The sequence below is a fragment of the Nocardia sp. alder85J genome (genome assembly GCF_020176955.2).
Lineage (GTDB): Bacteria > Actinomycetota > Actinomycetes > Mycobacteriales > Mycobacteriaceae > Nocardia.
In genome coordinates this window covers 113,450-127,062 of record NZ_JAIUCZ020000006.1, presented here as the reverse complement: position 1 = coordinate 127,062, position 13,613 = coordinate 113,450, and the positions used below count along the sequence as shown (strand labels likewise).

13 protein-coding genes are annotated in these 13,613 nt (G+C 70.6%); 6 read left to right on the top strand and 7 right to left on the bottom strand.

All coding sequences use genetic code 11. From position 1 onward, the window contains the following. Nucleotides 1-2 precede the first annotated feature (2 nt). From LBW94_RS23710 to LBW94_RS23685, 6 genes are all read right to left on the bottom strand, one after another. Nucleotides 3-1,172 (bottom strand): serine hydrolase domain-containing protein, encoded by a 1,170-nt coding sequence (locus LBW94_RS23710; protein ID WP_225062208.1) that lies wholly within the window; start codon nt 1,170-1,172, stop codon nt 3-5. Between the two features lie 67 nt (nt 1,173-1,239). Then, nucleotides 1,240-1,659, bottom strand: coding sequence for a PaaI family thioesterase (locus LBW94_RS23705; protein ID WP_225062209.1), 420 nt, complete (start codon nt 1,657-1,659; stop codon nt 1,240-1,242). A 134-nt stretch (nt 1,660-1,793) separates the two neighbouring features. Further along, the gene (locus LBW94_RS23700; RefSeq protein ID WP_225062210.1) at nt 1,794-2,015 is read right to left on the bottom strand and encodes a DUF397 domain-containing protein; all 222 of its coding nucleotides are present in this window, start codon (nt 2,013-2,015) and stop codon (nt 1,794-1,796) included. A 511-nt stretch (nt 2,016-2,526) separates the two neighbouring features. Beyond that, nucleotides 2,527-3,621, bottom strand: a complete 1,095-nt coding sequence (gene galK / locus LBW94_RS23695; protein ID WP_225062211.1) for a galactokinase — start codon at nt 3,619-3,621, stop codon at nt 2,527-2,529. Continuing rightward, nucleotides 3,618-4,688 (bottom strand): galactose-1-phosphate uridylyltransferase, encoded by a 1,071-nt coding sequence (gene galT / locus LBW94_RS23690; RefSeq protein WP_225062224.1) that lies wholly within the window; start codon nt 4,686-4,688, stop codon nt 3,618-3,620. The genes galK and galT overlap by 4 nt, the downstream gene beginning before the upstream one ends. 129 nt (nt 4,689-4,817) lie before the next feature. Continuing rightward, nucleotides 4,818-5,228 (bottom strand): hypothetical protein, encoded by a 411-nt coding sequence (locus LBW94_RS23685; RefSeq protein WP_225062212.1) that lies wholly within the window; start codon nt 5,226-5,228, stop codon nt 4,818-4,820. A 230-nt stretch (nt 5,229-5,458) separates the two neighbouring features. On the opposite strand from LBW94_RS23685, the gene LBW94_RS23680 reads away from it, so the two are divergent. From LBW94_RS23680 to LBW94_RS23660, 5 genes are all read left to right on the top strand, one after another. Then, nucleotides 5,459-6,037: an RNA polymerase sigma factor gene (locus LBW94_RS23680; protein ID WP_225062213.1), complete on the top strand. Its 579-nt coding sequence runs from the start codon at nt 5,459-5,461 to the stop codon at nt 6,035-6,037. Nucleotides 6,038-6,118: 81 nt separating this feature from the next. Continuing rightward, complete coding sequence (locus LBW94_RS23675; RefSeq protein ID WP_225062214.1) at nt 6,119-6,571, top strand: ubiquinol-cytochrome c reductase iron-sulfur subunit; 453 nt, start codon at nt 6,119-6,121, stop codon at nt 6,569-6,571. Nucleotides 6,572-6,714: 143 nt separating this feature from the next. Beyond that, entirely contained in the window at nt 6,715-8,598 is a 1,884-nt protein-coding gene (locus LBW94_RS44455) for an N-acetylmuramoyl-L-alanine amidase (protein ID WP_416276939.1), read from the top strand. A gap of 69 nt (nt 8,599-8,667) precedes the next feature. Beyond that, nucleotides 8,668-9,786 (top strand): CobW family GTP-binding protein, encoded by a 1,119-nt coding sequence (locus LBW94_RS23665; RefSeq protein ID WP_225062215.1) that lies wholly within the window; start codon nt 8,668-8,670, stop codon nt 9,784-9,786. A gap of 108 nt (nt 9,787-9,894) precedes the next feature. Beyond that, nucleotides 9,895-11,496 (top strand): helix-turn-helix domain-containing protein, encoded by a 1,602-nt coding sequence (locus LBW94_RS23660; protein WP_225062216.1) that lies wholly within the window; start codon nt 9,895-9,897, stop codon nt 11,494-11,496. Nucleotides 11,497-11,503: 7 nt separating this feature from the next. On the opposite strand, the gene pucL is transcribed toward LBW94_RS23660, so the two are convergent. Continuing rightward, complete coding sequence (gene pucL, locus LBW94_RS23655; protein WP_225062217.1) at nt 11,504-12,424, bottom strand: factor-independent urate hydroxylase; 921 nt, start codon at nt 12,422-12,424, stop codon at nt 11,504-11,506. A 127-nt stretch (nt 12,425-12,551) separates the two neighbouring features. Between pucL and LBW94_RS23650 the strand changes: the two genes are divergently transcribed. After that, nucleotides 12,552-13,607: an isopenicillin N synthase family dioxygenase gene (locus LBW94_RS23650; protein WP_225062218.1), complete on the top strand. Its 1,056-nt coding sequence runs from the start codon at nt 12,552-12,554 to the stop codon at nt 13,605-13,607. The last annotated feature ends 6 nt before the right edge of the window (nt 13,608-13,613 follow it).

Below are 13,613 nucleotides of genomic sequence, written 5' to 3'. Positions count from 1 at the left end.
GCTCAGGTCCAGGCCGCGTTCACCGCCGTCACCAGATCGGCCGCGCGCAGGTCCACCGCGCCCTCGACGATGTAGTCGGTGACGTAGCCGAAGGCCAGGCCGCGGGCCGGATCGGCGAAGCCGAGCGAACCGCCGCGCCCGGGATGTCCGAAGGATTCGGGACTGCCGAGGGTGAAACCCTCACCGGGCAGCATGAATCCGGAGGCGAATCGGCTCGGCATCAGCAGCACCCGATCGATCCCGGTGGCCTGTTCGCGGGTGGCGTCGGCGAGGGTGGCGGGTGTCAGCAGCCGGCGGCCGTCCACCTCGCCGATCAGCGCCGCGTACAGCCGGGCGAGACCGCGCGCGGTGCCGATCCCGTTGCTGGCGGGTATCTCCGCCGCCTGCACCTCGGGAGAGTCGAAGTCCGGATCGGCCGGATCGGTGACCTGGAAGGCCCGATTGAACAGGGATTGCGGATCCCGGGCGGCGGCGATCATGGGGCGCAACGACTCCGGGACCGCCTCCGGTGCGAGGGTGGCGAGATCCGGTTTCGGCGCGAAGGTCAGGCGACTGACCCGGCCGCGTTCCCGCTCCGGCAGCCCGATGAAGAAGTCGATGCCGAACGGGCCGGTGATCTCGTCGGCGACGAAGCGGCCCGGCGATCGGCCGGACACCCGCCGGATCACCTCGCCGACCAGCCAGCCGAAGGTGCGCCCGTGGTAACCGTGCGCGGTGCCCGGATCCCATTGCGGCCGTTGCGCGGCCAGCGCCGCGACCATCGGATCCCAGGCCAGCGCGTCGGTCAGCGGTACCGGATGGTCCAGCGCGGGCAGCCCGGCTCGATGCGACAGCAGCCAGCGCACCGGAACATCGGCCTTGCCGGCGGCGGCGAATTCCGGCCAGTAGCGGGCCACGGGGGCGTCCAGGTCCAGTGCACCGCGCTGGGCCAGCAGATGTGCCGCGGTCGCGGTCACCGCCTTGGTCGCGGAGTACACCAGTTGCAGCGTGTCGCGCTGCCAGGGGCGGCCGGTGGCCGGATCGGCCTGCCCGCCCCACAGGTCCACCACCGGCTGTCCGTCCCGGTACACCGCGACCGCCGCGCCGACCTCGCCGGCCTTGTCGAAATTCGCCGCGAACGCGTCCCGTACCGGCTCGAATCCCGGCGCCACGGTCCCTTCGATCGTCGTCATCGACCTGCCCGATTCGTCATGTCCGGATACAACGCGGCGGGCGGCGCGGGCATTCCGGACCCAGCGGTCACGACAACACCGCCTGGGTCTGGGTGACCTTGGCGATCAGGGTGTCCGCGTCGTCGCGGATCTCGGTCTCCACCACCACGAATCGGCGTCCGGCGTGCAGCGGGCGGGCGGTGGCGACGGCGTGCCCGGAGCGCACCGCGCGCAGGAAGTTCGTCTTGGATTCCACGGTCGTGGTGCCCTGCGCGCCGGCGGGCAGATTGAGGTGGGCGCACACCGCGGCGGTCGCGTCGGCCAGCGACATCAGGACGCCGCCGTGCAGCGCGCCGCCGAGTGTGCACAGATCCGCGGCCCAGGCCAGGCGGCTACGAACCTCGAACGCGTCGTGCGCGAGGACTTCGATGCCGAGGCGGGCGGTGTAGGGCATGGTGCGATGGAACAGCTCCGTGCCCGCGGTGTCGAGTGCGATGTCGTCGGTCATGGCTCGAGCCTGCCCGATGGGGGCAGGCTCGAGCCATGACTTCCGAGGTAATGGGTTGCAGCGCAGCTGGTCGGGGGTGGCTGGTCGCGGGCCGGGCGGCGTGCCCCACCGCCCGGCCCGCGACCGTCGGGCGGTCAGGCCAGGTCGTCGAATTCACCGGCGCGGCAGCCGAGAATCCACGCCGAGAGCTCGGCACGGGTGAACACCAGCGTGCCGTCGTCGGGGTGGTTGCTGTTGCGGACGGCCACACCGCCGCCGGGCAACTCGGCACATTCGACGCAGTTACCGTCCGGTCCACTGAAACTCGACTTGCGCCAGTTCAGATCCACGGCGCGAGTCGCATTCTGGTCGATCATCGGTACCTCCGAGGTGATTGGTGACTGGTATGCGGGCGACGATGCCAGGCCGGGAATCCGTGAAGCGCAGCGAATCCCCCTGGGGATCAGTCGGCGATTTACGACAGGTGTATTCCCGCGGATAGCCGAGCTAATCGTGCTCCACGGTACGTTCTCTATTCAATCCTGCGATACCCCTATTTGCGAGATTTGCAAACCAGGACGGTGGTGAGGGTACCTTCAATCACACCCGATTCGGGCACTTCGTCCAGCTCATTGCGATTGCCAATATGTTGCCAGAGTTACCTTCTGGCCAGAGTTTTCGGGCATTTATAGGGCAAACAAGATGTTTGCTATAGATGAGCCGAACTTTTGGCCACAACCCGCCATGCACGTGCATACGGACTTGCATCCGTGAGTGCACCTGGGTGATGCGAATTCGCTGAATTCGCAATGCCTTTCGTTCTGTTGCGATACAAAAGCGTTCGCGACGATGTCGCCGACAGATGTGAATTCGGTCACTGAACACCGTTCACAATACTCGGTGCGCTCCCGCGGACGGTATGGCGACGAAGGTCCGAGGTGGTGAAAAACCTTCCGTGTGGAACATCTGGGTGATCCGGGATTCGATATGTCCGGTCCGCTCGGCATCGGTCAACGCGATGATGCTGCCGCCGAATCCACCCCCGACCATCCGCGCTCCGTGCGCCCCCGCCGCCAGCGCCGCGGCCACCGCGGTGTCGAGTTGCGGGGTGGAGATCGCGAAATCGTCGCGCAGCGAGGCGTGTCCGGCGGTGAGGATCGGGCCGATCTCGCGCGGGTCCCGGCCCTCGCGCAGCATCGCCACCACCGCGAGCACCCGGGCGTTCTCGGAGACGATGTGCCGCGCCCGGCACCGCAGCACCGGATCGCCGAGGCGTTCCACCGCCGCGACCTCGGTGATCTCACCCAGTGTCGCGACGTCCAGCGCCGCGGCCGCGGCCTCGCATTCCCGCCGGCGCGCACCGTAATCGCCGTCCACCAGCCGATGCGGCGTATTGGTGTCCACCACCAGCAGTTCCAGGTCCCGGGCCGCCAGATCGAACGGCACCTGGGCGTGCTCGTCCCGGCCGAAATCGAGGAACAGCGCGTGCCCGGCCGTGCACAACACCGAGGCGGACTGGTCGAGGGTGCCGGTCGCCGCGCCGACGTAGGAGTTCTCCGCGGTCCGGCCGATGTCGACGATGTCGGCGTCGCCGACCGGCAGCGCGAACAGATCCCGGATCGCTACCGCCACCGCGCATTCCACCGCCGCCGAGGACGACAGGCCCGCGCCGACCGGGACGGCGCCGTCGAGTTCCAGGGTGAGGCCGGTGAGGTCGTGCCCGCGCCGGACGTACTCGTGCACCACGCCCAGGGGGTACCGGGACCAGCCGGTGACCTGCGCCGCGGCCAGGCCGGTGATCGGCTGCTCGGTGTCCTCCCCGGGATGTTGCCGCGACGACACCCGTACCAGCCCATCGGATGTCGCGGCGGCCGTGCAGGTCACCACGTGCGGCAGCGCGATCGGCAGCGCGTACCCGCCGTTGTAGTCGGTGTGCTCACCGATGATGTTGACCCGGCCCGGAGCCACCCACACCCCGCTCATCGGAACACCTCGCGCAGTTCCGCGGCCACCGTCTCGGGGGTGGTGTCGCTGATGAAGACGTTCATCCCGGACTCCGAGCCCGCCAGGTACTTCAGCTTCCCGGCCGCCCGGCGGATCGAGAACAGTTGCAGGTGTAGCCACCAATCCTCGCGCGGGGCACCGGAATTCGCCGTCGGCGCCTGATTCCAGGCGGCGATGTACGGCATCGGGGTGTCGAAGCGGTGCGCGAAGCGTCCCAGCACGTCCAGGTACAGCGTGGCGAACGCCTCCCGCTGCGCGGCGTCGAGGCCGGGGAGGTCGGCCACCCGGCGGTGCGGGAACACCTGCACCTCGTAGGGCCAGCGGGCGAACGGCGGTACGAATGCCGTCCACTCCGCGTTGGCCGCCACCACCCGCAGCCCGGCCGCCCGCTCGGTCTCCAGCAGATCGCCGAAGAGGTTGCCGCCGTGCGCCTTCCGGTACCGTGCCAGATTGCCGGAGATCTTCGCCACCCGCGGCGTGACGAACGGGTAGGCGTAGATCTGCCCGTGCGGATGCGACAGCGTCACACCGATCTCCTCGCCGTGGTTCTCGAAGCAGAAGACCTGCGCCACCCCGTCCAGGCCCGCCAGCTCCGCGCTGCGGTGCGCCCAGACCTCGAGCACCAGCCGGGCCCGCGCCGGATCGAGTTGCGCGAAGGAGGAATCGTGATCACTGGTGAAACACACCACCTCACACCGGCCGAACCCGTCCCGCAGCGGGGTCAGCGGTGAACCCGTCACCGTGGCAGCGGTATTCGCCGCCGCGGTGGACAGCGACGGGAAGCGGTTCTCGAAAACCGCCACCTGATAGCCGGATTCGGGGATCTCGGTGGCGCGCTGCGCAGTGGAGGGGCACAGCGGGCACAGATCGGCCGGCGGCAGGAAGGTCCGGGACTGCCGGTGCGAGGCGAACACCACCCATTCGCCGAGCAGGGGATCGAACCGGGCTTCCGAAGCGGTGGTGGTGTGCGGGAGTTCACGATCGTCGGTCGCGACCCGGGTGACCGACGTCTCGTCGAAGTACAGGATCTCCCGGCCGTCGGCCAGTTTTCGCCTGGTGGTGATCACCACGCGGACACTACACGACGAATGTGAGCGCTAACATGAGCGTCATCGGGCCCCGGCGGCTGTGCCGGAAGCGGCATCGTCACCGCGGTCCGCGAGGTTGTCCGGGTGTCAGAACTCGCTGCCGTACGGGGTGCCGGGGCCGGACGAACCGGATGCGGGCGGCGCCGGCATCAACGTCCAATCCCCGCATCCGGAGCTCCGGAAGGCGGCATCGGACGGTTTGACCAGCACCCGCACCGGCGTGGTGCGGGTGAAGTCGCTGGCCACGACGTAGTGGTTCGGATCGGTCTCGTCGCCGGGGTCGGCCACATGCCACAGCCGCTGCCAGAAACAGCCGGTCGCCGCATCGGGGGCGCCCGGGGCCTGGTAGATGCCCGGCACGATATCGATACCGACCCGATACAGGCCGTCGCCGGGCATGGACATCCCCGGATCGGCGCCCGCGAGGGCGGATCCGAGCACGGTTGCCGTGGCGGCCACGGCGCCGGCGCCGGCGAGCGTGCGTCCGCGTCGATGCACGGTGGTCCTCCTCCGGATAGCGTGCGGGCCACCGGATTCGGTGGCGCTGCGCGATCGAGCAGCGGTGGATCGGGGATCCGCCGCACGGTCCCGGTCTAACAGAATCGCCGGGCGCGCACGGGGGAGTCGGCGGATTCGGTCCCGGATCACCACGGGGGACGTCACCGATTGGTCACATTCTCGAATACCGGCGCTGATGCCTTTCTCTCGTGCGGCGCGATATTTTCGGCATGAGTGCTCCGATTCATCCGTCGTCGTGCGGCCCGCGATGTGCCCACCTGTGCACCGAGTCCGGGCTCGCGTCGATCCTCGCCACCGAGCAGGCGCTGCTGCACTGGCGGGCGTTCCGCCGGCTCGGCGACACCGGCCTGGCCGAACACGCCGTCCAGGAAACGCTGCTGCGGGCCTGGCGTGCCTGCGCCACCTACGACCCGGCCCGGGGCAGTGTCCGCACCTGGTTGCTGTCGATCGAGCGCAACGTGCTCACCGATATCGTCCGGATGCGGGCCGTGCGGCCGCCGGAGACCGGCTGGGACGATATCGCCGACGGTACCGAGACCCATGGGGCGCGACCGGATTTCGCCGATTCCGTGGCCGACGGCCTGCTGGTCGACGAACTGCTGGCCCGGCTGCCGGACCCGCAGCGCCACGCGGTGGTGCAGGTGATCCTGCGCGATCGCGCCTATCAGGATGTCGCCGCGGATCTCGGGGTGCCGGTCGGTACTGTGAAGACCCGTGTGCACTATGCCCTGCAGTCGTTGCGGCGGGCGCCGGGCCGGGGCCGGGTGGCCGAGAAGCAGGCTCGCTGAACCGGATTCCGCCGCATACCGTTCGTTGGATACGGCGCTCGGAGCGGGCGCCGCCGCTCGCGCGCAGCAAGGACGTTCCTCATGACTCGATTCACCGATCTCCCCGGTTCGATCGATCGCCGCACCGCCCTCGCCGGTGCCGGCGCGGCGGCCGCCACCCTCGGCCTGGTCACGGCCTGTGGCAGTGGCGATTCGCCGGCGCCCGCCACCAGCACGCCGCAGCAGGCCCCGGCGCAGCAGCCGACCTCGGCCGCCCCCGCGTCGCTGGCCCGGACCGCCGACGTGCCGGTCGGCGGCGGTGTGATCGTGGGTGACACCGTGGTCACCCAGCCGGCCGCCGGTTCGTTCCTCGGCTTCTCCTCGCGCTGCACCCATCTCGGCTGCCTGCTGAACGAGGTTGCCAGCGGGTTGATCAAATGTCCGTGCCACGGCAGCGCCTATCATCTCGACGGCAGCGTGGCCACCGGTCCGGCGTCGCGACCACTGGATTCGAAGCCGGTCCGGGTCGACGGCGATCGGATCGTCCGCGGCTGAACTCCGATGCCCGGCGATAACTGTTCGATAACGGCGTGGCCGTTCGGTTGTCTTTTGTGGCTGATGTTGCCAGAGTGAGCCGCTGGGTTTGGTGTTACTAGTGGGAAGGAGGGGCGCCCCGGTTCCGGGTGCGCCGTCCGAACATGAAGCAACCAAGCATCACCAGGGCCGGCCTCCGCTGTGTCACCACGGCCGCGGCCGTCGCTGTCTCCGTCGGACTGTTACCGTCGGCCGAATCGTCCGCTGCCCCGGATACTCCGGGCATCGCGGCCAGGCTGGCCGGCAAGACCATATTCCTGGACCCCGGCCATCAGGGGCCCAATCACACCGAGGATCTGAACCGCCCGGTCGACGACGGCCGCGGCGGCACCAAGGCGTGCCAGACCACCGGCATGACCACCATGAACGGTGTGCCCGAGCACACCGTCAACTGGAATGTCGCGCAGCTGGTCCGGCAGTCGCTGGAGGCGCTCGGGGCCCGGGTGGTGCTCAGCCGCCCGGACGACACCGGCTGGGGCGGCTGCGTCGACGAACGGGCCGCCGCGGCCAACGCGTCGGGGGCCGATGTCGCCCTCAGCATCCACGCCGACAGCGCGCCGGCCGCGGATCACGGCTTCCACCTGATCATTCCGCAGTTGCCGATCCCGGACGCCACCGCGGATCAGGTACAGGCGGGTGCCGGGCTGGCCGCGTCCAAGGCCATGCGCGACGCGTATGTGCAGGCGGGTTTCTCGCCGGCCAACTACGCCGGCGCCGTCGACGGTCTGATGACCCGCTCCGACATCGCCGGTCCCGCGCTCACCCGGGTGCCGGACGTCTTCGTCGAAATGGGCAACGGCGGCAACGCCGATGACGCGAAGCTGCTCGAATCCCCGGAGGGGCAGCTGAAGCACGCCGTGGTGATCACCACCGGGCTGGTCGGCTATCTGCTGGGCATTCCCACGAGCGGCGAGCCCGCGCGCGGGACCGAGAACGCGGCGGTGGTGCCGGGTGCCGCGACACCGGCGCTGAATCGTGTTCCCGGTGAGGGCCCGGCGGCTCCCGGCGGTGGCGCTCCCGGCGTCACCGGGCCGGAGAACATGGCTCCCGCCGCCGGTCCGGAGGCCGCGGCCACCGAGCAGGCGACCTCCGAAGGTGTTGCGCCGGGCGCTGTTCCGGGGGGTGCGCCGGCCGCGGTGCCCGACGGCACGGTCGCCCCGGGCGCGGCCCCCTCGGCCGCGCCGGAGGCCAGGACACCGGCTGAGGCCGCGCCGGCGGCACCGGCTGGATTCGCACCCGAATCGGCGGCTCCGGCCGGTCCGCAGACTCCGGCTGGTTCGCCGGTTCCGGCGGGCGCCGGTCCGGTCGTACCGGAGGCGGCTGTGGCGCCGGAAGCGGTCGCGCCGGCGGTGTCGCCGGGTTCCGGTCCGGCCGTTGCGGAGGCTGTGGCGCCCCAGGGCGCTGCCGCCGCGGCACCGGCTCCGGCACGGGAAGTCGTGCGGCCGCCCGCGGCCCCGGCCGCGGTCACGCCGGGTGAACCGGTGATCGCCGCGGCGCCCGAGGCGGCGCCGCTGCCGCCCGGACGGGCGAGCGTGTCGACGCCGGGTTCGATGACGCGCGAGGTGGCCGTTCCGGAACCGGCGGTGGTGCCGGGCTATCCGGCTACACCGGGTTCGCCGAGCACCCCGGGTACACCGGGAGCTCCGGGTGCGCAGGCCCAGGCGTATCCGCCCGCCGCTCCGGCCTATCCGCCGGGCACCTTCGGTATGCCGCAGTACCCGGGCAGTCCCGGATATCAGAGCACGCCCGGTTCGCCGGCCGCGCCCGGTACCGGACCGTCCACCGGCAATCAGTCGCCGGGCCTGGCGGGTGTGTTCCCGCAGACCGGACCGGGTGGTGGCGGGGTGGCGGACTCGCTGGTCACCACCGTCGTCCAGCTGTTGATGCCGCTGGCGAAGAGCCTGGGCATGGACAACTCGATGATGAGCAGCCAGCTGATCAACCTGGCCTACACCCTGGTCGCCACACTGCTGGCGCCGAACAAGTAAGGCAGCACGGCCGTTGCGGGGCCGGTGTGCCGTGGAGCGGGTTTCCGGCGGGCCACTAGGGTGGTGCGGATGGACGGTCCGATTCCTGTGGTGGTGGTCGCCGGATTCCTGGGAGCGGGGAAGACCACCCTGCTCAATCGGCTGCTGCGGCAGCGGGATGCGCGAATCGGCGTGGTGGTCAACGACTTCGGCGCGGTCAACATCGATGCGATGCTGGTGGCCGGGCAGGTCGACGCCATGGTGTCGCTGGGCAACGGATGCGTGTGCTGCGCGGTCGACCTCGGCGAACTCGACGAGATGTTCGCCCGGCTGACCGATCCGCGGCAGCGCATCGATGTGATCGTGGTCGAGGCCAGCGGCCTGGCCGAACCGGGCAATCTGATCCGGACGGTGCTCGGCAGCGACAATCCGCGGCTGCGCTACGGCGGTCTGCTGGAGGTGGTCGACGCCGAGCACGTCGGCGAGAGCCTGGCCCGGCATCCGGACCTGGCGGGCCAGTTGCGGATGGCCGATCTGGTGGTGATCAACAAGGCGGACCGGGTGCCGGCCGAGCAGCTGACCCGGGTGCGGCGGGAACTCGGCGAGCTGGTGGGCGCGGTTCCCATGTACACCACCTCGTTCGGGCGGATCGACCCGCGGCTGCTGTTCGATCCGCCGCAGCGCGCCGCCGGCACGGTCGCCGAGCAACTGAGTTTCGACGAACTGCTCGCCGCCGAGCACGATCACGGCGAGGACGGGCACGCCGAGGACGGGCATCGGCACCTGCACGACGACTACGACAGCGTGACCTTCACCAGCGCGGCCGGTCTCGATCCCGGCCGGTTGCTCGCCCTGCTCGACGATCCGCCCGCCGGGCTGTTCCGCGCGAAGGGCTGGGTGAGTTTCGCGGTGGCGGCGGAACCGCGGCGATTCCTGCTGCATCTGGTGGGCCGCCATCTGGTGTTCGAGCCCGCGGCGCGGTCCGGCGGCGCCGAGCCGACGACGCTGGTCCTGATCGGCGCGGGCCTGGACATCGCGGCGGTCACCGCGAGTCTGCGGGCCACCGAGCACGCCGGGCCCGCGCTCCTGGACGAGCGGGCGCTGCTGGACATCTGGCGGCACGTGCCGCGGGAACCGGCCGAACTGTCGGCCGACACCGAGCCCGAGGACGCGGAGCCGGACGGCCTCTCCCACCTGATCGACGGGTAGCGGCCGTGTAGCCGGTACCCGGACCGTGGCGTGATACGGCGGAAACCGGGGGGAAATACCGCGGTTCTACGGTGGCGACACGTTGTACCCAAGACCGGAGGTCATGCCGTGCTGGTGCGGGACATGCTGGAAGAGCCGCTGCGGCTGCGGCTGCGGCACGCCGATCCGACGGCGCTGGACCGGGCCGTATCGCGAATCTGTGTGACCGATATGCCCGATCCACTCCCGTTCGTGACGCCGGGCGCGCTGGTGTGCACCGGACTGGTGTGGCGGCGGGACGCCGACGACAGCGCCCACTACATCGGCCTGCTCGCGACGGCGGGCGCGGTGGCGGTGGCCGCCGGGCAGTCGCTGTACGGACATGTCCCCGACGATGTGGTGACCGCGTGCGAACGGCACGGGCTGCCGTTGCTGGAGGTGCCCGAGAGCCTGCCGTTCAGCCGTATCATCGAACATCTCGCCGGCCGCAACGCCGAAAGCCGTTTGCGCCGAGTGAAATCCGGGCTGGCCCGGCAGCGCCGGCTGCTGGCCGCGGTGGCCGACGGCCGCGACATCGAGGCGCTGGTGGACGAATTCGCCCGCGACTGCGGGGTGCGGGCGTGGCTGCTCACCTCGACCGGTGCCGTGGTCGCCGGCGCCGCCGCGCTCGACGACGACGTGATCGACCATGTGATCACCGCCGCCGCGACCGCGTACCGATTACCGCTGACCCTGCGTGACGGCTACGCGGTGTGGCCGGTCGGCGGCCGGCTCGGTGATCGGATCGCGGTGTGGTACCTGGTGGTTCGCGACCTCCACGGTGACCTCGAGCCCGACGGCGCGGCAGCGGATCTGGCCGCGGTCGCCGAGCTCTACCGGATGCGCCGGGCCGAACAGCTGCGACTGTCCTGGGAGATGACCGATCGGGTGCGGGCCGAACCACCGCCCGGTCCGGTGACCGCCGTCGTGGTGGACGTGGTGCGGCCACCGGGTTCCGCGGTCGCGCGGGAACTTCCGCGCGAGCATGACGCGGTCACGAAAGAGGATGGGCCGGTACATGATCCGGTCGTCGCGGGCCGGGACACCTGGCGCGCCCTGCTGCACGACGTGCTGCCCGCGGCGCACACGACCGTCGATCCGATGGGCCGGGTGGTCGCCTGGGTCTCCGGCGGTGAACACGAGATCGCGGCGATCCTGCGCCGGCGGCTGGACCGGTTGACGCCGGTGCTGTCCGGCGCCGTGCTGCGGGCCGGGGTGAGCGTGTGCCGCGCGGGCGAATCCACCTCGGGGGCGGTCGCGGCGGCTGTCGCCGCCGCCTCGGTCGGTGGCGACAGCGCGGTGAGTGTGCGTGTCGCGGACGTGGATTCGGCCGTCGGGCTGCTCACCGCGGTGCCCGACGAATTGCAGCGGCGCTTCGCCGAACGGGTGCTGGGCCCGGTGGTCGACTACGACCGGCGCACCGGTGCGGGACTGCTGGAGACGCTGGAGATCTTCCTCGGTTGCGCGGGCTCGTGGCGGCAGGCCGCGGATCGAATGCACTTGCACCTCAACACGGTTCGCTATCGCATCGGGCGGGTGGAGGAACTGACCGGGCGCGATCTGGGCCGGTTGGACGACCGGCTGGATCTGTTCCTCGCCGTGCGGGCCCGCTCCGGGCCCGCCGCGTCACCGGATCCGCTTGCCCGGCTGCGGGATCCGGCAGCGGAGTCCGGCTCGCCGCGGGTGCGGTGAGCGACGGTCAGACCGCTCCGGTGTAGACGTCCCAGGCGATTCCGGCGTCCGGCGCGTCCGCACGCTGCACCGTCGCCTGGATCAGCCCGTACGGGCGGTCGTCGGCGTGGAACACCTCCTCGGCATTGTCGACGCCGAATCGGGCCAGGTCGTAGGTGAAGTGGTGTTTGTTCGGCGCGGACAGCCGGATCTCGGCCAGATTCGGATACACCTCCAGCGCGGTGCGGCCCATGTCGAACAGCGTCTGTTGCAACGCTTTCGACTGCAACAGCGCGAACCGCTCGACCAGCACCGCCCGGATTCCGGCATAGGTGGCGTCCCAGTCGGCCGGCGGCGTCGCGAATCGCCAGCGCGCCACCAGGCTGGTCGCCATCACCCGGTCGTGGGTGGGCTCCAGCACCGTGAACTCGTCGGTGAGGAAGCCGGAGAATTCCGAACCGGTGGATTTGAGGATCACCAGATCCTTCACGCCGCCGATCACCCATTCGCGCCGCTGTGCTCCGGTGCCCGCCACGGTGATCGCCGCGATCCGCACCTCCGGGCCGCGCCGGGTCCAGGTGTGGTCGTGCGGGCGGCCGTCGGCGAGCACCCGCTCCCACGCGTACTCCTCGATCTCGAGGCGCGCCGAGTCCACCGGTGCGATGTCGTCGACGAAGTGCCGGGCCAGGGCCAGGCCGTACTCCTCGATACTGCCCGCGCCATGGGTCTTGGCGTAGGTGTAGATGGTCTGCTTCTGCGAATCGGTGGGCAGTACGGCGCCCTGGTCACCGTCGGTGTAGGCGGCCGTGAAATCGCCACGCAGACACGAGGTCACGTTGAGGTCGCGGATCTCGTGCCGGGGGGTGTCGCGGTAGATGCGCACCACCCGGTTCTCGGCCTTGCCGTACTGGTTGGCGCCGAGGACGATCTCGCCGGTCAATTCGGTCACGATTCCACTGTGCTGCACCGCGCGCCGCGACGGGCCTGTACGAAAGACAAATCCCCCCGCGGATCCGGGGCCGGGTTTGGTCTTCCGGACAAGTCCGTCGCCACGACCGCGGGCCTACCCTGGTGACATGTCACAGCAGCCCGAACCGTTCGACGTGCCGATCGTGGACATCGAACCCTTCGTCTCCGGCGGTTCCGACGCGGATCGGGCCCGGGTGGCCCGGGAGATCGATGCCGCCTGCACCCGGGTCGGCTTCGTGCAGATCCTCGGGCACGGCATCCCCACCGGCGTGCAGGCCGGGCTGGCCGACGCGATCGACGGATTCTTCGGCAGCCCGGCCGATGTCAAGAACGCCTATCGGGTCCCGGGCGCCAATCGCGGATACAGCCCGCCCAGGAGCGAGTCGCTGAGCCTGAGCCTCGGCATCGAATCTGCCGCCGGGACGAACGATTTCTTCGAGGCGTTCAACGTCGGGGTGGAGGCGCGCTCGTTCCCGGAACTGGGGCTGTCCGAGGATGATTACGGGCTCAACGTGTGGCCGGAGGTGGCCGGGTTCGAACCGGCGGTGCGGGCGTATTTCGCGCACGCCGGCCGGGTCGCGCGCACCCTCACCCGGATCTTCGCCGCCGCACTGGATCTGGCGCCGGACTTCTTCGACGGCCTCACCGACCATTCGATCGACGTGCTGCGGATGAACAACTACGCGCTGCCGGAGCACACCCGGGTGACCGGGGAGCCGACCGGGATGGGGGAGCACACCGACTTCGGGATCGTGACCGTGCTGTGGGCCGATCGGATCGCGGGGCTACAGGTGCTCGGCGCCGACGGTCACTGGCACGACGTGTCCCCGGAACCCGGTGCGCTGCTGGTGAATCTGGGCGATCTCACCGCGCGGCTGACCAACGACCGGTGGCTGTCGACACTGCACCGGGTGCGGCCGCCGATCGTCGACGGCACCGTCCGCCGCCGCCGCTCGGCGGCCTACTTCCACGACGGCAACGTGGACGCGATCGTCGCCACCCTGCCGGACCATATCGGCGCCGACGGCCTGGCCTACGAGCCGATCACCGTGCGCGACCACATCCGCGCCAAACTCGCCGGCTCCCGGCAGGGCCGGATCAACCTCGGCGCCGAGCGCGAGGCGGCGCGGGTGCGGGCCGCGGCCGAGGCGGGCAGGCGCTGATCGGCG

Excerpts from the sequence above, each read along its gene's own strand:
- LBW94_RS23710 (WP_225062208.1), bottom strand. The coding sequence starts at position 1,172 with ATGACGACGATCGAAGGGACCGTGGCGCCGGGATTCGAGCCGGTACGG.
- LBW94_RS23705 (WP_225062209.1), bottom strand. The coding sequence starts at position 1,659 with ATGACCGACGACATCGCACTCGACACCGCGGGCACGGAGCTGTTCCAT.
- LBW94_RS23700 (WP_225062210.1), bottom strand. The coding sequence starts at position 2,015 with ATGATCGACCAGAATGCGACTCGCGCCGTGGATCTGAACTGGCGCAAG.
- galK (WP_225062211.1), bottom strand. The coding sequence starts at position 3,621 with ATGAGCGGGGTGTGGGTGGCTCCGGGCCGGGTCAACATCATCGGTGAG.
- LBW94_RS23680 (WP_225062213.1), top strand. The coding sequence starts at position 5,459 with ATGAGTGCTCCGATTCATCCGTCGTCGTGCGGCCCGCGATGTGCCCAC.
- LBW94_RS23675 (WP_225062214.1), top strand. The coding sequence starts at position 6,119 with ATGACTCGATTCACCGATCTCCCCGGTTCGATCGATCGCCGCACCGCC.
- LBW94_RS44455 (WP_416276939.1), top strand. The coding sequence starts at position 6,715 with ATGAAGCAACCAAGCATCACCAGGGCCGGCCTCCGCTGTGTCACCACG.
- LBW94_RS23665 (WP_225062215.1), top strand. The coding sequence starts at position 8,668 with ATGGACGGTCCGATTCCTGTGGTGGTGGTCGCCGGATTCCTGGGAGCG.
- LBW94_RS23650 (WP_225062218.1), top strand. The coding sequence starts at position 12,552 with ATGTCACAGCAGCCCGAACCGTTCGACGTGCCGATCGTGGACATCGAA.